The 19,034-nt window shown below is 71.7% G+C and carries 12 protein-coding genes; 5 read left to right on the top strand and 7 right to left on the bottom strand.

Going from position 1 to position 19,034, the window contains the following annotated elements:
- Positions 1–20 precede the first annotated feature (20 nt).
- Both ACZ4LX_RS08655 and ACZ4LX_RS08650 read left to right on the top strand, forming a co-directional pair.
- Positions 21–2,132 carry a prolyl oligopeptidase family serine peptidase gene (locus tag ACZ4LX_RS08655; protein ID WP_467642405.1) on the top strand — a complete coding sequence of 704 codons (2,112 nt, stop codon included), beginning with the start codon at positions 21–23 and terminating at the stop codon, positions 2,130–2,132.
- Complete coding sequence (locus ACZ4LX_RS08650) at positions 2,129–3,241, top strand: glycosyltransferase (RefSeq protein ID WP_467642403.1); 1,113 nt, start codon at positions 2,129–2,131, stop codon at positions 3,239–3,241. The genes ACZ4LX_RS08655 and ACZ4LX_RS08650 overlap by 4 nt, the downstream gene beginning before the upstream one ends.
- Before the next feature lie 19 nt (positions 3,242–3,260).
- Here the strand turns inward: ACZ4LX_RS08650 and ACZ4LX_RS08645 are convergent, their stop codons facing one another.
- The 6 genes from ACZ4LX_RS08645 to ACZ4LX_RS08620 form a co-directional block, all read right to left on the bottom strand.
- A complete protein-coding gene (locus ACZ4LX_RS08645) occupies positions 3,261–3,872 on the bottom strand; it encodes a GAF domain-containing protein (RefSeq protein WP_467642401.1) in 612 nt (203 codons plus the stop codon).
- Positions 3,869–4,732, bottom strand: coding sequence for a S8 family peptidase (locus ACZ4LX_RS08640; protein ID WP_467642399.1), 864 nt, complete (start codon positions 4,730–4,732; stop codon positions 3,869–3,871). Before ACZ4LX_RS08640 ends, ACZ4LX_RS08645 begins: the two co-directional genes overlap by 4 nt.
- The gene (locus ACZ4LX_RS08635; protein WP_467642397.1) at positions 4,729–7,965 is read right to left on the bottom strand and encodes an AAA family ATPase; all 3,237 of its coding nucleotides are present in this window, start codon (positions 7,963–7,965) and stop codon (positions 4,729–4,731) included. The genes ACZ4LX_RS08640 and ACZ4LX_RS08635 overlap by 4 nt, the downstream gene beginning before the upstream one ends.
- Before the next feature lie 86 nt (positions 7,966–8,051).
- Positions 8,052–8,261 carry an aroma-sacti cluster domain-containing protein gene (locus ACZ4LX_RS08630; protein WP_467642395.1) on the bottom strand — a complete coding sequence of 70 codons (210 nt, stop codon included), beginning with the start codon at positions 8,259–8,261 and terminating at the stop codon, positions 8,052–8,054.
- Entirely contained in the window at positions 8,254–8,946 is a 693-nt protein-coding gene (locus ACZ4LX_RS08625; RefSeq protein ID WP_467642393.1) for an iron-containing redox enzyme family protein, read from the bottom strand. The genes ACZ4LX_RS08630 and ACZ4LX_RS08625 overlap by 8 nt, the downstream gene beginning before the upstream one ends.
- On the bottom strand, positions 8,943–10,028 hold the full coding sequence (locus ACZ4LX_RS08620) for a radical SAM protein (protein ID WP_467642391.1): 1,086 nt from the start codon (positions 10,026–10,028) through the stop codon (positions 8,943–8,945). Before ACZ4LX_RS08620 ends, ACZ4LX_RS08625 begins: the two co-directional genes overlap by 4 nt.
- Positions 10,029–10,427: 399 nt before the next feature.
- On the opposite strand from ACZ4LX_RS08620, the gene ACZ4LX_RS08615 reads away from it, so the two are divergent.
- On the top strand, positions 10,428–12,314 hold the full coding sequence (locus tag ACZ4LX_RS08615) for an AfsR/SARP family transcriptional regulator (protein ID WP_467642389.1): 1,887 nt from the start codon (positions 10,428–10,430) through the stop codon (positions 12,312–12,314).
- A gap of 215 nt (positions 12,315–12,529) precedes the next feature.
- On the opposite strand, the gene ACZ4LX_RS08610 is transcribed toward ACZ4LX_RS08615, so the two are convergent.
- Positions 12,530–13,483, bottom strand: coding sequence for a helix-turn-helix transcriptional regulator (locus ACZ4LX_RS08610; RefSeq protein WP_467642387.1), 954 nt, complete (start codon positions 13,481–13,483; stop codon positions 12,530–12,532).
- Between the two features lie 208 nt (positions 13,484–13,691).
- On the opposite strand from ACZ4LX_RS08610, the gene ACZ4LX_RS08605 reads away from it, so the two are divergent.
- Both ACZ4LX_RS08605 and ACZ4LX_RS08600 read left to right on the top strand, forming a co-directional pair.
- Complete coding sequence (locus tag ACZ4LX_RS08605; RefSeq protein WP_467642385.1) at positions 13,692–13,883, top strand: hypothetical protein; 192 nt, start codon at positions 13,692–13,694, stop codon at positions 13,881–13,883.
- A gap of 922 nt (positions 13,884–14,805) precedes the next feature.
- Positions 14,806–18,918, top strand: a complete 4,113-nt coding sequence (locus ACZ4LX_RS08600) for an SGNH/GDSL hydrolase family protein (protein ID WP_467642383.1) — start codon at positions 14,806–14,808, stop codon at positions 18,916–18,918.
- Positions 18,919–19,034: the final 116 nt, after the last annotated feature.

Below are 19,034 nucleotides of genomic sequence, written 5' to 3'. Positions count from 1 at the left end.
GTCCTGCCTGGAGTGCCGCCATGACCGTGTCCCCGCCCCGGTACACCTACCCGGCCGCCCCCCGGAGCGGACCGGTGGAGCTCCTGCACGGACAGCCGGTGGCCGACCCCTACCGCTGGCTGGAGGAACCGCGGTCCCCCGACACGACCGCGTGGAGCGCCGCCCAGGACCTGCTCTACACCGCCGAGGCGGCGCGCTGGCAGGGCCGGGAGGCGCTGCGCGGGCGGATGGCGGCGCTGCTCGCCGGCGGTGGTGCCGGACCGCCGGTGGCGCGTGGCCCGCGCGAGTTCCACCTGCGCAGGGAACCCGGGCACGAACTCGCGGTGCTCGCCGTCCGTGAGGGCGGCCGGACCCGGGTGCTGCTCGACCCGCTGGAGACCGACCCCTCGGGCACGACGGTGCTCGACGCCTGGGAACCGTCGTGGGAGGGCGGCCTGGTCGCGGTCCAGCTGTCCTCGGGCGGTACGGAGCACTCGGTGCTGCGCGTGCTCGATTCGGCGACCGGCGAAGTGGTGGACGGACCCGTGGACCGGGTCCGCCGCTCCCCCGTGGCATGGCTGCCGGGCGGCCGGGCCTTCTACTACGTGCGCCGGCTGCCGCCCGGGCAGGCCCCCGGCGGGGCGGGGCGCCACCGCCGCGTCTATCTGCACGAGGTCGGCACCTCAGCAGACCGGGACGCGGAGATCTTCGGCGCGGGGCGGCCGGAGACCCAGTACTACACCGTGGCCACTTCTCCCGACGGCCGGCTCCTGGTCGTCGGCGCCAGCGAGGGCACCGCGCCCCGCACCGACCTGTGGACCGCCGACCTGACGGAGACCGGCCCGAACTCGCCTGCGCTGCGCCCCTTCCAGCACGGCACGGACGCCCGCTCGGTCGTCCGTCTCCGGCCGGGCGACGGACCGCTGCTGCTCAGGACGACTGCGGGGGCCCCGCGCGGACGGATCGTCAGGGCCCCTCGCCACGCCACGGACCCGGGCCAGTGGCGCACCGTGGTCGACGAGCAACCCGGCACCGTTCTCCAGGACTTCGCGGTACTGGACGGCCCGGAGCTGGACCGCCCCCTGCTGGTGGTCGTACGGACCCGGCACGCGGTCGGCGAGATGACCCTCCACGACGCCCGCACGGGCGCCCTCGCCGGGACCGTACCGCTGCCGGGACGGGGCACGGTGACACGCCTGATGGTTCGTCAGGATCGCGGACACGAGGTGTGGTTCGCGTACACCGACCACATCACGCCCACCACCGTCCTGCACTACGACGCCACCACCGGCCAACTGCGGCCCTGGCCGGGCAGGCTGCCGGCCGGGGCGGCGGCCCGGGGTGTGCGGGTCAGCCAGGAGGTCGTGCGCTCCCGTGACGGCACCGAGGTGCGCATGTTCGTGATGTCCCCCGAAGGCCGCCCCGACCGGCCGCGCCCCGCCGTCCTCACCGGCTACGGCGGCTTCGGCGCCTCGATGACTCCCGGTTTCACACCGCAGGCCGTGCCCTGGGTGCGCGCGGGGGGTGTGTACGCGGTTGCCTGCGTACGCGGCGGGGGCGAGGAGGGCGAGGAGTGGCACCGGGCCGGCCGACGCGAGCACAAGCACAACAGCTTCGACGACTTCGACGCGGCCGCCGATCATCTGCTCCGTGCCGGATGGGCGGCGCCCGGCCGGCTCGGCCTTCTCGGGAGCTCCAACGGCGGCCTGCTGACCGCCGCCGCGCTGACCCGCCGGCCGGAGACCTACGCCGCCGCCGTCTGCGCGGCGCCCCTGCTCGACATGGTGCGCTACGAACTGTCGGGCATGGGTGCGAGCTGGCGCGACGAGTACGGCAGCGCCGAGAACCCTGCCGAGTTCGCACGGCTGCTCGCCCACTCCCCGTACCACCGGGTGCGTGAGGGCGCGCGCTACCCGGCCGTGCTGCTGGCCGTCTTCGACGGGGACACCCGCGTCGACCCCGGCCACGCCCGGAAGATGTGCGCCGCCCTGCAGTGGGCCGGTTCGGGTGACGGTCCGGTGGTCCTGCGCACCGAGCGCGGCGTAGGGCACAGCACACGCGGAGCCTCGCGCAGTGCTCGCCTGTACGCGGACGTGATGGCCTTCCTCGCCCACCATCTGCGCCTCGACCTGACGAGGGAGGCCCTGGAATGAACGTACTCCTGTGCCCGTTGAGCGACCCGGGCTACCTGTACCCGGCCCTCGCGGCCGGCCGGGAACTGCGCCGCCGAGGCCACACGGTCCACGTCCTCGCCGGGCCGTCGGCCGCGGCTGCGGTCACCGCGGCGGGCCTGGAACTGTCGGCAGTCGCGGACGGCACCGCGCTGTCGGTGACCCACTGGACGGTCCGGGGACCCGAGCAGCACGCGGCCGTGGCGCGGGCGGTCCGGCGGCTGCGGCCCGACGTGCTGGTCACCTCCGTGCTCTGCCACGGAGCGCTGGTGGCGGCCGAAGCCGCCGACGTACCGGTGGCGGTCATCGGGCTGGCGGCACATCTGTGGCCCTACCGCTCGGGCCCTGCGGACGGCAACGGCCGTGCGTGGCGGCTGGCGGAGACCCTGAAGCACTACGCCGCCGTACGCGCGCAGGCCGGTCTCGCCCCTCGGCGCGACCGGTTCCCGGACACTCCGCTGCTCGGCACCGCCTTCCTGCTGCGCGGTCACCCCGTCATGGAGGTACCGGACGCCGAACTGCCCGGGGCCGTAAGGCATGTCGGCCCCTGCTGGTGGGAGCCGGAGCCCCCGGGTGCGGAACCGCTGCCGGATTCCAAGCCTCTGGCGTACGTCCATCTCGGCCGGACCTTCGGCGGCACCAGCCTCTGGCCGCGCCTCAACGCGGCCTTCACCTCGGGCACGCACCGGGGTGTCGTGGAGCTGGGGCGGTCCGGTGCCCCGGAGGCCGCACCGGACGCCGACCTGATCGTGGGGCGCCGCCGCTGGATGGGGCCGCTCCTGAAGCGGGCCGACCTCGTCCTGACCAACGCGACGTCGGCGCCCGTGCTCGGCGCGCTCCTGCACGGAAAGCCGCTGCTCGTCGCGCCCAACGGCTCGGAGCAGCGGGTCCTCGCGGCAGCCTGTCTGCGCGCCGGTGTGGCCCGCGGCCTCCCGGAGCCCGGCTCCCCCGCGCCGGAGCTGCGCGAGGCGGTCGAGGGCGCCGCCCGCGACGCCGGGTTGCGGGCACGCGTGGAGGAGGTCGGCGGGCTGCTCGCCGACGGCAAGAGCGAGACACGCGCCGCCGACGCCGTGGAGTCGGCGGCGCACTGACTTCCGGCCCGTGGGGCGCTCACCTCTCGTGCGGGCTCTGGGCAGGCATTCCGTCGAGCAGCACGTCCCGCAGCGCGGTCACGAGCTCCAGGCTCCGCAGCCGTACGGCCGATGCCTCCTCGTCGCGCCGCCGTTCGGTGACCACCGCGAGGGCCGCAGCGGCCTGACGGGCGAAGAGGGCGAGCAGATCGAGTTCGGAGAGACTGGACCGGGACTGCTCGACAGGGTCGAGCACTTCGAGCACTCCCAGCACCCGGTCGCGGTGGGCCAGCGGCGCCGCCATCAGCGCGTCCGGCACGTATCCGGTCGATTTCGCGACGTCCTGGGCGAACATGCCCTGCTTCCTCAGGTCGTCCGCGACCATCGGCTCACCCGAGACGAGCACCCAGCCCGCCAGTCCCCGGCCGGCGGGGAACCGGGAACCCACAAGAGCCTCCTCGCCCTCTCCCGCCACCGCCTGGAAGACCAGTTCGTCGGCGTCCCGGTCGTGCAGCAGGACGGAGCTGGCCGCCGCGCCGAAGATGGCCCGCGCGGTCTCGACGACGGACTGGAGCAGATCGCGCTCCGCACTGCCGGCCTGTGTCGCGGGACCCGCGCCGGTGGCGGGGACGAGGCCGTGGGACTGGCTCATGATTCACCTCGGGATTCTGGTGCGCCGATACGTACGTTCGCGGCGGAGAGGTAGAGCGCGTGCTTGATCTGGAACGGCGTCAGCTTCGGCCGGCTGCCGAGCAGCCGCGCGCACATCCCGCTGATGAAGGGGGTGGCGAAGCTGTTCCCCGTGGTGCGGATGGTCCTGCCGCCCGTCCAGGCCACCTGCACGTTCTGGCCGGGGGCGAAGAACTCCACGGGGGGCGCCGGGTTGTAGAGGAAGAGCCCTGAGTCGTCCTCGCGGTGCGTGCCGACGGAAATGACGGACGAGAACCGCCAGGGGAAACTCTCCACCGGTGTGTTGTGGGCCGATGCCACCAGCGTGGTGCCGGTGAAGAACGCCTGGTCGGCCAGGGACCGCAGGGTTTCGAGGAACTTCGGGCGGGTGGTGGACAGGCTGAGGTTGACCACGTCGAAGCCCTGGTCGACCGCCCAGCGCAACCCGGTGAGCAGGGCGTCGCCGCTGCCGGTGAAGCCCTCGCCCAGTACCCGCACGCTGTACAGGTCGCAGCCCGGCGCCACCCGCCGGACGATTCCGGCACACGCGGTCCCGTGCCCGCAGCCGTCGCCCGCGCCGTCGGGCAGCGGGCCGCTGTCGACGACTTGAAGTGTCCCGTCGGGGGCGGGGGCCACCTCGTAGGAGCCCTGGACCGCGCCGACCGAGGGGTGGCCGCACTCCACCCCGGTGTCGACGACGCAGACGCGTACCCCTGTGCCGTCCGACCAGGCCGAAGGGTCGGCGGGCGGCAGGGCCGGGACCGTGTCGGCGAGCATCGTGAGGTCCTCGGGGGTACGGTCGCGCAGGCTCCAGGTGAGCCCTCCTGCCGTTCCGGTGGTCATGTGGTCCCGCCTTTCCGTCCGGCCGGGCGGTCGGAGCTCCGGGCCGCGGCGGTGCTGTCGGTGTCGGAGCTCGAGGCTGCGGCCGTGGTGTGGATGCCGGTGATCCGGGCACCGGCGGTCCTGTCGGCACCCGCGCTCGGGGCCTCGGCCGCGATGTGGACGCCGGTGATCCGGCCCTCGGCGGCGCTGCCGGTACCGGTGCGCCGGGCATCGGCCGCACCGGCGTCGGCGAACGCGGCCGCGCGCTCCGCTCCGAGCCGGTACCCCTTGGCTGCGAAGTACCGCTCCGCCGCACGCGCCTCCCGCTCCGCGTCGGCAGGGAGATCCAGTGCGCGCAGCGTGTACGCGCGGTCGAGGGCCGCGGTGCCCCGGACGACCGGGGAGTCCGTTTCACCGGCCGCCACGGTCGCCCGGTCCGCGCAGACGCGTGCGGCGGCCGGCTCTCCGGTGAGTGCGAGGGCGCGTGCCCGCAGCCCTTCCGCGTCGGCGGACTCCGCCGGAGGGAGCCCGGCCTCCTGAGGGTCCGGCAGGGCCAGCGCGTGCGCCGGCTCGCCCCGGTCCAGCAGGATGCGGGCCCGTTCGCGGGCGATGCCGGGCAGCGCACCCGTGGCGCCGAGTTCACGGCATGCGCGGGCGGCTTCGTCCAGCAGGCCGAGTCTGCGTTCCGGCGTACCGGTCAGGGCCTCGACCTCGGCGGCGAACAGCGGGACGAACAGCGCGCTTTCGGCGTAGCCGAGGCCGTCGGCGAGGCGGGCCGCCTCGGCCAGCCGCTCGCGTGCCTCGTCGTGGCGGCCCTGGAGCGCCAGAAGCACGGCCAGCGGGCAGGCCAGGGTGGCCCGCACGGTCGGCCGGCCGGCGCCGTGGGCCGTCAGCAGCTCCTCGCAGCGGCCTACCGCACGCGGTACGGGGGTCGGGCCCCGCCACAGGGAGATGCCGACCGCGCCCAGCGCCAGGGCCCGTTCGGGTTCGGCGTCGGCGCGGCCCGCGTGGTCCAGGGCCCGGCTCAGCAGCGCCTCGGCCTCGGCGTGCAGGCCGCGCCGCTGGCGGTCCTGGGCGATGCGGACGCAGGCACGCGCGATGCCCTGGTCGTCGCCGGCCTCGGTGAACAGTGCGAGCGCGGCCTCGGCCACGTCCGCCGCCGACCCGTGCCGGGGGTCGAGGGCGGTCAGGGCCAGCCGGGCATGGGCGGCACCCAGCCGGTCACCGGTCTGCTCCGCCGTGCCGAGAGCGCCTGCCAGCAGTTCCCGGCCCCGCACCGGCTCGCCCCGGGCGACCTTCGTCTCTCCGAGCCGGCGGGCGGCCTCGGTGGCGGCCGGCTCTCCGGGCACTGCCAGGTCCAGCCCCTGGGTGAGGAGGTCGTCGGCCCACGGCAGGTCGGAGCGTGCCAGCGCGGCGGTGCCGGCCCGGACGAGCAGACCCGCGGCGCGCGTTCGCAGCACCTCGGTGGCGCCGTCGTGCGTCCCCAGTTCGGTGAGCAGGCGGTGGGCACGGGCCAGGTGGGTGCCGACGGCCGCGTCACCCGCCTCGTGCCGGACGAGCACGCCGGCCGCGTGCTCATGACGCCGGGCGCGTACCTTCTTGGCCATCCCCCGGTAGGCGGTCTCCTGCACCAGGGCGCTCCCGAACCGGAGCACGGCGCTCGCGGCCGGGGTACGGCCCCCGGCTTCGATGAGCCTGCGTCGTACGAGTCCGCGCAGCAGTCCGGCGGCGGACTCCGCGGGCCCGGAGTGCTCGGCGGTGGCGAGTTCCGTCAGATCGGCGCGGCGGAACTCGCGTCCCAGGACGGCGGCCAGTTGGAGCAGGGTCCGTTCCTCGGGCGGCAGCGCGTCGATGCGGGCGCCGATCAGCGCGTGCACGGTGAGCGGCAGGTCGTCGCATTCGGCCGCCACCGCCGTCAGGTGTTCCAGGTACAGCGGGTTGCCCTCCGCGCGGTCGAGGGCTCCCTCCAGCACGCCCTGCCGGTGGGCCGCGACCTCGACCAGCTCACCGGCGAGCACGGCAGCCTCCTCCCGCGTGAGCGGTGTCAGCATCAGTGACGCGGAACGCATGCGGCCGCTGCCCCAGCCCGGGTGGGTCTCCAGCAGTTCGGGGCGCGCGGCGCACACCAGGGCGACGGCCGAACGGTCGAGCTCGTCCAGCAGCCGGTCCGCCATGTCGAGCAGCGGCGCGGACGCCCAGTGGCAGTCGTCCAGTACGAGCACCACGGGCCGCTCGCGGGACAGCCCGTCCAGCAGGCATGCCAGCGCCATCAGGGTGTCGTCGGCGGAGGGGCTGGGTGTGCCGTCCGCGAGCAGACCGGTCCGCAGCAGCCGCAGCGCCTGTTCCGCCTCCGTCCGCTCGTGTGCGGGCAGCCCCGCGAACCCGGCTTCCTCGCCGACGGCTTCCAGCACCTGGCGTACCGCTTCGGCCAGCGGTGACAGGGTGCCGGTCCCGCCGTACGGGCGGCACCGGCCCTCGCCGTACGCAGGGCGCTCCCTCAGCCACTCGCGCAGCAGGCGCGTCTTGCCGAGGCCCGCCTCCCCGTACACGGTCACCAGATGCGAGCGGGGGTCCGCCGCCAGTTTGCGTGACAGCAGGCGGAGTTCGGCCAGTTCCTGCTCGCGGCCGATGAACGGGGTGTCGAAGCGGCGGACCCGCTCGGGGTCGTCCTCGTGCAGGGCGATCAGACGGCGGGCGGCGACGGGGGCAGCCACCCCCTTGAGGGAGAGCGCCCCGGCGGGTTCGGTGACCGCCGACGGCCCGGCTGCGCGCAGCGTGGCGGGGCCGATCAGGATCTCGCCGGCGCCGGCATGCTGTTCGAGCCGGGCGCCGATGTTGACGACCTCACCGGAGACCATGGCCTGCCGGGCGGCGGGATCGACGCTCACCACGACCTCGCCGGTGTTCACTCCGATGCGGACGGCGAGCCGGACCCCGTGCTCCCGCTCCAGCTCGGCGTTGAGTCCGTCGAGGGCGGTGACCATCCCGCGGGCTGCGGCCAGGGCCCGGCGGGCGTCGTCCTCGTGGCGTGCGGGAACCCCGAAGACCGCCATCACGGCGTCACCGATGAACTTCTCCACCGTGCCGCCGTGTTCCTCGATCCGGGCCCGCATCAGGGCGAAGTACCGGAGCGTGACGGTGCGCAGTGTCTCCGGGTCGAGCCGCCCGGACAGCGCGGTGGATCCGACGAGGTCGCAGAAGACGACGGTCACCACCCGGCGTTCCTCGGCCGTGGCGGGACCGGCCGTCGCCACACAGGCGGTTCCGCACCTGGGGCAGAAGGCCGCACCGTCCGGTGGTGGTTCGGGGCACTGGGGGCATGTCATCGCTGTCCCGGTCATCAGAACAGCGCTCCGCCGGCGATCTCGCTGTGCGCCTGCACCTCCGGCTCGGCCGCGTCCAGCCGCTCCTTCAGCCCCAGCAGCAGGGTCAGTTCCTCGTCGCTGAGCTCCTGAAGCACCTCGCGCTGCTCGGGGGAAAGGCTGTGCAGCGGGAACCCGGCGTCCTCCAGCGTGCGGAGGCGGTCTCCAGCGTGCGCGTGGTCAGTCATGTGCGCTCTCCGATACGTGGGGGGCCGTGGCGATGCGGTCGAACAGTTCGGCGAGGGCGGCGACCGTGTGCAAGGCGCTGACCGCGACCAGCGAGCGCTGTGCACGGTCCAGCGGAAGCCGGCCGATGAGCTGGTCCAGTTCGGCGCTGTGCCCGTCGTCGAGGGCCGCGTGGAGGCGTACGGTCTCGAAGGCGGCAGGCGGCAGGCCGGTCTCCCGTGCCAGCCGTCCGGCCAGGCCGGGCGCCGGTGCGTTGCCCTCCAGCACCGCGATGTAACCGAGCAGGGCTACGGGATGGCTGTGCTCGATCCAGTAGTACTGCGCGCCCACCAGAGCGGCGACATGGGCCGGCGGGGCGGTGCCGGTGAGCGTGTCGGGGGCCGTCCCGGACGCCTTGGCGTCGGTGAGCAGCCAGTCGTCGTGTCCCTGTTCCTGTTCGGCGTGCGCCCGCAGGTACCGGGCGAGGGGCGGCGCCACCGGGTCGTGCGGCAGCGCCTCGCACCGTGCGGCTGCGCGCTCCATCAGCGGGACGGAGGCGCGGATCACCTGGTGCATGGAGCGCAGGTAGTGCCGGTATCTGCCGGGCAGCCCGGCGTCGGAGCGCCACATGCGGGCGGCCGCGGCCCGCAGCACGGGCTGCACCAGGGACAGTTCGAGGCGCAGGCCCGCGACGGCCGACGGGCTCATACGGGCGTCTCCCCGTCCCCGTTTCCGCTACCGCTACCGCTACCGCTACCGCTACCGCCGAGCAGGACCAGCGGCGCGTACCGCTCGTTTCCGTACCGCCGCAACAGCGCCTCGGCCCCCGCGTCGCGCTGGAGCCGGGCGCCGAGCGCGTCCACCGCGCCGGCCGCCGGGCGGGCCCCGGCCCGTTCGGCGGCGTTCAGGGCCGAGGGCCGTCCGGCAAGGCCCCGGCAGTCGGCACAGGAACCGACACCGGAGGTACGGATGGTGCGCAGCACGGGCGATGTCTGGCAGCGGCGCCTGATCCCCTGCCAGTCGTCCGAGGCGATATGTCCCAGGCGCAGGTGTTCCGGCATGGGGCGGGCGTCCACCACACGCTGGTTGCAGCAGGCCGTGACCGTGCCGTCGAAGGCCACCACCGGCCACGCCGCCATCACGCAGGGGGCCGGCACCGGGGGCTCCGCGCCGCCGTCGGGCGTGACCTGCCGCGCGGCCGCCCACGCGGCCGCCCTCCCCACCGGCCGGACGTGATTGACCAGTACGGCGGCCCGGTCGCGGAACTCGGCCCGTATGGACGCGGTGATGTCCGCGAGATAGGGATCGTCCGCCGCATTACCCGCCACATGGAAACTCACTTCGATTCCGCTTTCCATGATGTGATGGACCGCACGGAAAACCGCCGCTCGCGGGACCTCACGTTCATGGAATACGTCGATGCTGGCCGAGAAGTGGGCCACGTGCCGTAGCACGCGCATGATGCGGGCGGGTATCCGTCCGTCGGTCGCGAAGAACATCCCGCTGAGCACCGACGTCCTTGTTCCGGCCGGGGCGGCGAGCGCCGCCAGCTCGCCCACGAGCGCGGGGCGCAGCAGCGGCTCACCGCCCGTGAGCATGAGCACTTCCGGCCGGTCGCCGGGGGTGAAACCGCCGACGAAGCGGCGCAGCGCCTCCGCCGGGACGTCCTCGCCCCGCGGCCCCGACGAGGTCGAGCAGTGGGCGCAGCTCAGGGGGCATCGCCTGGTGAGCGTGGCGAGGAGCCCGGCAGCCGGCACGGGCCGCAGCTCGATGATCTCCGCCAGTCGCATCGCGTCACCTCCGTCCGGTCCCCGGGCATGCGGCGTCAGCTTCGTCGGGACCGGTTCGGTCGCGGTTGGTGTCCGGTTCGGGGCCGGTAGACCGCACAGCACGGTCCGACGCCGCACGGGGCCCGACGATTCGCCTCGCTATGTTCCTGTATTCGACTTTTATCCCGGCGGGTGCGTTGCTGCATGCACCTTGAGCCACCCTCGGGCCCGTAGCCCCGCCATCGACTTGTGACCATGCTGTGAAGAACGGAAGGAATTCCTACGAATTCCCACCGTATTCAGGGTTCCTCGCGGATTCGCTCACCCCCCCCCGACCGCTCCCCGGAGGCTTTCGTGCAAGGAATTGTTCTCTTCTCCCGGAACTCGGACGACACCGGCTGGGGAAGGGGTTGAGAGAAAATGACCGACACCTTTGCGGAACGCCGCGACAGGGCGGCGGATCCCGGGAATCCGCGAGAGCGCGCAGACGGCGGCACAAGCGCCACCGCGCCTCTGTACCTCTCCCTTCTCGGTCCGCTGCGAGCTTCCCGCGACGGCCTGCCGCTGCCTCTGGGCCCGCTGAAGCAGCGCCTCGTTCTGGCGGTCCTGCTCACCCGTCCGAACACGCCCGTGTCGCTGGAGGAGCTGACCGACGCCGTCTGGCCGGACGATCCGCCCCGCACCGCTCGCAAGAACCTCCAGGTATACGTCTCGACTCTCCGGCGCGTACTCGACCCCGACGACCTCGGCCGGCTGCACCACGGTCCTGGCGGCTACGTCCTGCATCTCACCCCGGCCGAGTGCGACAGCCTGCGGTTCGAGGAACTGGCCCGGCGCGGCGATGCCGAGGCACGGGCGGGCGCACCGAGCCGGGCCGCGCGCTTCTACCGCCAGGCACTCGACTTGTGGCGGCATGACCCGTTCAGCGATCTCGCCGCCCGCGCCGAGGTACTGCTCGCCGCTGTCGAGCGGCAGCACACCCGTCGTCTCGCCGTCTACGAGGCTTGGGCGGAAGCCCAGTTGGAGACCGGCGAGCCGGGGCCGGTCGCCGACACCGTGGACGAGATGGCCGTCCGCCATCCGCTGCGGGAGCGGCTGCGCGCCGCGCAGCTCACCGCGCTGCACCAGGTGGGCCGCAGAACGGAGGCGCTGGCCGCGTACGACGACTGCCGCCAGCAGCTCTCACGGGAACTGGGCCTCGAACCCGGGGCGGCGCTGCAGGGCGCCTACCGCTCACTGCTGGAGGACGTGGCCCCGGCCCGGCCACCGGGCGGCCCGGCCGGGTCACGGCTGCTTCCGCCGGACCTCGCCGACTTCACCGGGCGCGAGCGGGAACTGGCGGCCGTCAGCGCGCAGCTGGGCCGTGAGGACGGCCCTCCGGTCGTTCTCACCGGCCCGGCCGGCGTCGGCAAGACGGCGCTTGCCGTGCACATCGCGCACCGCCTGGCCGCCCGCTATCCCGACGGCGTCGTCGCGACCAGGCTCTGCGCCGAGGACGGCTCCACGCGCCCGTGGGCGTCGGTGCTGGCGGAGCTGGCCCGATCCCTGGGCCGTACCGAACGGCTGCCCGCCGACCGGGAGGAGGCCGCCACCGCCTGGCGCTCCTGGCTGTCCCGGCGCCGGATCCTGCTGCTGCTGGACGACGTCCCCGACGCGGCCGCCCTCGGCCCGCTGCTGCCGCCTTCCGGCCCGACGGCCGCGCTGATCACCTCCCGGAGCCGGCTGCCCTGTCTGGAATCCGCGCACCGGACCGAACTTCCGCCCCTGTCCGCCGAGGAGGCCCTGGAGCTGCTCGGCACCATCATCGGCCGGACCCGGCTGGCGGCCGAGCGCACCGCCGCCGCACGCATCGTCACCGCCACCGGGCTCCTCCCCTTCGCCCTGCGCGCGGGCGGGAACCGGCTGTCCGTGCTGCGCCACATGCCTCTCGGGCAGTACGCGGACCGTCTCGAACACCCGCTGGAGGCCCTCGACGAACTCGCGGCCGGCGGCCTCGGCGTCCGCGCCCGTCTGACCGGCGCCTGGGCCCGGCTGGCCGCCCCCGCGCGGGACACGCTCCGTGCCCTGGCTGCGCTGCCCGACCCGTCCTTCTCCCTGTCCACGGCCGCCGGCGCCCTGGGCATCGACAGGCGCAGAGCACAGCGTGCTCTGGAGGACCTGATCGACGCCGGTGTCCTGGCCCCGCCGCCGGGCCCCGACGTGGCCGCGCACACAGCGGCGGACGAGGAGGCCGTTCACTACGCACTGCCGTGGCTCACGCTGCTGTTCGCGCGCGAGCAGGCGGCCGGACCGGGTATGCGGTGTTAGGGCCGCACCGGCGCGCACATGCCCGGGCCGGGCCCGACCGGCCCGTGACAGTCCGGCCCGCAGCCACCCTGCGCAGAGCAGTGCGGCACGGAGCAGTGCCGCCCGCAGCCCTCCTCCCGGCTCCGGGCCGAGCCGGGCGGGAGCGGCCGGAGCGGCCCGTGCCGCGGCGGCCGCGAGCGTGCGGCCGACACGGGCGGTTCACTCCGGCAAGGCGGTCAGCCGGCGCCCGTGGCCGCCGCCGCGGGACCGGAGGACTGCACACGGGCCAGATACCCGGCCTGGAAGCGGCTGGCCGCCCCCAACTGCTCCATGATCTCGGCGATGTGCTTGCGGCAGGTACGCAGCGACATGCCCAGCCGCCGGGCCACCATCTCGTCCTTCATCCCCTCCGCCAGCAGTCGCACAATGGCCTGCTTCACCTCGTCACGTGCCGAACTCTCCGTCCAGGCAGGGTGGTAGGGCTCGGCCAGCGACCAGGTGTGGTCGAAGGTCGCGCAGAGGTAGGCCACCGTGGAGGGTTCATGGATGACGATGGCCGCGTCCAGGTCGTCCTGATGCGGGATGAACACCGTCTCCTCGTCGAAGGCGACCATGCGGCCGAACAGTTCACTCATCGTCCGGATCTCCGCCCCCTCGCCGGTCATCCGCCGCGCGTACTCCTGCGTGGGCAGGTGGTAGCGCGCCGTGTGCTGGTACAGGGTGCGCATCCGCACACCGCGGCGCAGCATGTCCCGGTCCTGGATGAACGCCTGTTCCAGCAGCGTCGGGGAACGGCCGCCTCCGGGGTGGCAGGTGCGGACCTCCTGCCGGCACCCCATGGTCGCTTCGGTGATCATGCCCACGACGGTCTTCAGATCCGTGACCTCGGTCAGCGGCGCACGCCCCTGCCACCGGCGCCGCCCCTCCGCGTAGAACGGTGTCAGGAGGGCCACTTCGCACCGCAGTTGTTCGATCTCGGCCAGTTGCCTGCGAAGTCCGGCCTCCTTCGGCGCGACCAGCGCGGCAATGGCCGCGTCAGGGGCCACCGCGACAAGCCGGTCGGAGTCCTCCGGAAGGTAGCGCAGCAGCAGCAGTTCGGTCAGCGTCACCACCGCCGAGGCAGCGCGGCTCTCCGGCAGCCCCAGTGTCGGGCCCAGGGTCTTCGACTCGCACGATCCGTGATCACTCACCCACCGGAACACCTTGATGGCATCCTCGGACAACCGCGCACCGGACGGCGCCTTCCCGGCCGCTCCGCGCAGACCCGCTAACGCGCCGTTCTCATCTATGCCGCCCATCCAACCCCCTCGTCAGCCAGATGGCTCCGCTCTCGCCCATACCGATGTCTATTGTTCAGATGCGCGGTAGATATTCCCAGACCCCCTGGAAGGAATCACCGTGGAACGAATCAAAGGGGCAATCACCCTGCTACTGGGCCTGGTCGCGCTCCTCCTCGGCAGCCGGTTCCGCGCCCGGCAGTCCCCTTCCGGAGGCGACAGGGGCACCGCCCGCGAGGTCCTCAACCAGCCCCCACGACCGGTGCGGAGCGACGATGACGACACGCCGACCGTGCCCACGCCCCACTGGTGACCGGCCCGCACCCGGACCGGAACCCCGGACCCGGGGGTTTTCGGTCAACATCACCGACACCGAACGCACCGCCCGGACAACTCGGATACCCGCTTGGCCGGTTCGCTTTGAGGCGGCATGCGGAGATCCTGCAAATTTAACCCGCCCAATCCGACACCGCACCCCCCGAAGTCTCGATTACGCGAATGCCCACAGCAATTCCAAGGCGACATGGCGGCCGAGCCAAGCCGGTCAGACCCGCAGCGCGACCGATTGGGACAGCAATCGGATTTCCGAAACCGCACCCCGGCCATAGAAACGGGCAAAGCGGCCGACTTGCGGATCAATATGCCTTCACGCCATCACCGGCACCCCACCGAAGATCTTCTTCACCCACCCACCAGTTCAGGCCAGAATCAGGCTTAAGCACGCCACTCCTGTGTCGTTCGTCACAGCCCGCCGGGGCCGCCTGTGAATACCTTGTGCCCCTCATCTGCGAGGCATGTGACTGCCCAGCAGCTCGAGTGCACACACCGGGGGGTCGGTTCCACATGGCCATAAGAACGATCATGCGCATTGGTCTGTGCGCTTTCCATGTTTCAGGGATGGCAGCTTCCGCTCGTTCAGCCGTGGCTGCGGGCGACCAACGACTGTGAAGCCGAAGCGGCTTCACACGTACTGCTGACTCCGGTTCGGGAGCCCGGTGCGCCAGGTGACATGAATCCGTACATGCCGCCGGGAACACCCTTGGCCCCAGCCCCCCCCTCATGTGCGACCTCTGATTCCGCTGATGACAAGCCCGCCCTCACGGCGGGTTCTTGGCGCGCCGTGGCCAACACGGCTGCGCACTCTTCGACCTCACGATGCGCGCCACGCACCGGCAGTTCACAGACGGCGGAATCCTCTCGGCGTACCAGAATCACACTTTCGGAAGGAAAACTCTTTGAAACGCAGCATTTTCAGACATGCGCGAATACCGGTGATTGCGCTTGCCCTGTCGCTTTCTGCGGGCATTGCGACCAATCAGTCCCTGGCCGCACCCGTTCCCCACAACGCCACGGACGGCACTCCGGCAGCCGCAGCCGACGGCGCGGGGACGAATACCGGTGCAAAGCCGTCGGCAGTACCCACGAAGGCACGCCAGGCCACCCTGGGCTCCGACTACAAGAGCTCGTCCGACCGGGCGTTCACGACCTCGGGTGACGGCACCGGCTTTCATGTAATGATCGCCGACGAGCGCGACGGATACGCGTGGCGGACAGCCGCCTCCCTTTCCGAGCCGGGATTCGAAACAGACACCTGGATCGGCAACGCCTGCGTCACCGAGTCGGGTACCTACGCCGCAGTCGCCTACGCACCGCGCACATTTACCAACAAGCCCGATCTGATGACACGTGGCGCGTTCACCGCTGTGGTGAACCTGCGCAATGGACACATTACGAAGTTGCCGTTCCAGGCGACACTTGCCTACTTCTCCCCCGGGTGCGGTCACAAGGACGAGACCGTCTTCACCGCACTGAGTGACGACGCAACGGCAAAGAACCAGACCCGCTTGGTCTCGGTCGACGCCCGGACGGGCAAGACCGCCGCCCGGCAGACCGTCGTCGGCCAGGTCACCTCCGCCGTGCCGACTCCGAACGGATTGGTCGCGGCCGCCGGCAACCGCATCGTCGCGGTCGCGGACAACAAGGTGAGGACCGTCGCGAAGACGGCCTCCTGGCCCTTCCAGCTGAAGGCCGACGCCACGGGTGGCGTGACCTTCATCGATCCAGCCGCACCGGCCGTCGCACAGAAGTCCGCGACGGCATCCGGGACCGCGACCCCGACCGGCGCGAGCGTCTCGCGCGTCAGCGCCGAGCAGATCAGCGCGCACGACGCGAGCACCACGCCCCTTCGCCTCGCGCAGGGTGAGCTGACCGACTTCGACCTCACGGCCACGCCCGAGGGCGAGGTGTACGTCACGGGTGAGGCCAAGAGCGTCACGCGGGCAGGAGGCGGTCTGCACAACCCCGGCCGCATCGAGAAGGACGCCCGGGTGTCGAGCAACGGCCAGGCATTCGTGTCCTCGCGCTGGGCCGACGGCAAGGACTCGCGCATCCGCCCGGAGGAGGCCCTGGAAGCGCGCACGGTCCGGACCACGATCCAGACGGCCGACACGCGTCAGTCGGTCGTCCTGGACGCTCCTCCGGCCAGCGCCTATATCGGTTCGCAGAAGCAGGTGACCGGAGGAACGCAGACCAGCCCGGTCCTCCTCGCGCAGAGTGGCGGCACCAGCGGCACGGCCGCTGTCGCGGCGAGCAGCGTGGTCGAGGACGACCGCTACTGCTCGGTGCCACGCAACGATCCCAAGAAGCAGGCCTTCCAGCCGACACCGCGTCAGGTCGAATGGGCAGTGGACCAGGCCGTCGTCGGCACCCTCAACAAGGGCGCCACCAGAGGGGCGAACTGGAAGAACACCGGCATGTCGGCGTACGCGCCGCAGTCGCTCTTCCCTCTGGAACCGATGTCGGGCGGTGACAGCGAGGACTGGCACGTGCCCGCGCAGGTGATGCTCGGCATCACCGCGCAGGAGTCGAACATGTGGCAGGCCACCCGGCTTGCGGTGCCCGGAGTCACGGCGAATTCGCTGATCGGCAACTTCTACGGCATCAAGTACTCCGCCTCCGGTCAGCAGAACGACCCGTGGGCCGTCAACTTCGCGGAGGCGGACTGCGGCTACGGCATCACGCAGGTCACCGACGGCATGCGTATGCACGGCAAGGAGAAGGAGGACGAGGAAGCCAAGACCACGCAGGAGCAGGAGGCGGTGGCTCTCGACTACGCCGCCAACATCGCCGCCGGTGTCAACATCCTGATCGGCAAGTGGAACGAAACCCGCAAGGACGGCCTGACGATCAACGACGGCCATCCGAAGTACATCGAGAACTGGTTCTACGCCCTGTGGGCGTACAACTCGGGTTACTACCCCAAGTCGGCTCCGCGGAACGGCAAGTGGGGAGTGGGCTGGACCAACAACCCGGCCAACCCCCTGTGGAAGGAGAACCGCACGCCGTTCCTCGAGGACGCGGCCGGCAAGGACGACTACAGCCACGCCTCGACGCCGCAGTACTGGCCGTACGAGGAGAAGGTCATCGGCTGGGCGGCCCGTCCGATCGCCGCCATGTTCGCACCCGGCGACATGCAGGCCGGCTACCGCGCCGCATGGTGGAACACCAACGACGCCCGCACCTCCGCGAAGCCGCCGATCTTCACCTTCTGCGGACCCCAGAACACCTGCGTGCCCTCGATGATCGGTGAAGGCGCCTCCAACGACGACGGCAAGGGACCGTGCGCCCTGCCCGGAGACCCCTATACGGACGACCCGCTCTATCTGAAGTGCTGGTGGAACGAGCCGGTCAGCTGGAAGAACTGCACATCGGAAGCCAGGTGCGGCAATCCCGTCCACCGATTCGATGACACCTACCCTGAGCAGCCCGACGCCAATTCCTATCCGCCGCGCTGCAACACCGGCCTGCCGTCGGGGTCGTTGATCGTCGACGACCTGCCCAACGGCACCGTACCCGCCGGATCCGCCGGACGGACATGTGCGGTCACTTCCAACGGATCATTCGACTTCACCTTTGCCAGTGAGGGCGGGAAGTACCCGTCCAAGGTGGACCTGCACCAGATAGGCGCGGGCAACGGGAACCACTTCTGGATGGGGCACACCCGCTGGCTCGCCACCGCCGACGGCAAGCGGCTGGAGGTCAGCGGAAAGTGGACGCTCAACAGCTCCACCCGGGGCTGGATGCGGGTCTTCGTCCATATGCCGGACCACGGCGCACACACTCGGCAGGCCGCCTACGAGATCGGCGGCACCGAGGCCGGAAGTACCAATGCCCCGGTCCGCGTCCATCCTCAGCGGATCAGAAAGAACGAGTGGGTGGACCTCGGTGTATTCAACTTCACCGGCACCCCGTCGGTGACACTCGACACCGACACGGACGACGGGACGGGCGACGAGGACATCGCCTGGGACTCGGTCGCCTTCCAGCCTCTGTCGGCCAAGCCGAAGGACTTCGTCGTCGCCATGGGCGACTCGTTCACCGCCGGTGAAGGGGCGTCCGAGGGCAACCGGGACTACTACCCGGAGACGAACTACCTCGACACGCAGAACTCGAGCACCCGGAACGCCTGCCACCGTTCGACCCAGGCATGGTCCCGGCAGGCGACCATTCCCGGCCGGTCCGCGTCGATCGGCGCACTGGCCGACGGCAACGGCTCCAGCATGGACTACCACCTGATCGCCTGCTCGGGCGCTCGCACCTACAACGTGGTGCACAACGGCAATATCCAGGGCAACGGAGGTGAGAAGCCTCAGATGGACCAGGGTTACCTGGACGGCAATACCACCCTGGTCACCCTTTCCGTCGGCGGCAACGACACCCGGTTCTCCAAGATCATCCAGAAATGCCTCCTCGCGGTGAACACCAACTGCAAGGACAAGGTGTTCGAGGAGGACGATGTGGACGGCCCGGTCGGTGGGCGCGACCGCAAGTTCGTCGGTCAGCCCCTGGAGACTGCCATGACCGGCATCGTGAAGGAGATCGTCCGGCCGGACATCGTCAAAACGCTGAAGGAGATCCACGCCAGGGCTCCGAAGGCGAAGATCGCACTCATGGGCTACCCGTCGCTGATCGAGAACCGCGGCGAGTGCCTGAGCATCACGATCCCCGGCTTCCAGATCGGTCTGTCGGCCGGCTCCTCGGACTGGCTCAACGCCGTCGCCGACACGCTCGGAACGGAGATGCAGGGAGCGGTCGACGACGCCGAGGCAGCGGGGATCCAGGCCTGGTTCTCCAACCCGAAGTCCGACTTCGCGGGGAAGGCCATCTGCGGGGACCCCGAGTCGGTCCACGGCGTCGTCAAGACACTCGTGGACTCCGACAAGCCCGCGACGGACTACCCGATCATTTCGAACTTCGGTCTGTCCGCGCAGTCGTTCCACCCGAAGATCGCGGGAGCGCGCCTCTACGCCAACTCGTTTGAGCGCACCCTCGCCGAGATGAACCTGTAGCACCAGCAGTACGTTCAGCCCGTGCGGGGCTCCTCACCGAGGGGCCCCGCACTCGCGCGCCGGGACGGTACCGACGGGCGATCGACGGCTGAGTACCCGTACTCACGGCGCCACGG

Source organism: Streptomyces sp. NPDC026062 (assembly GCF_055568375.1).
This window is presented reverse-complemented; position numbering and strand designations above follow the sequence as displayed.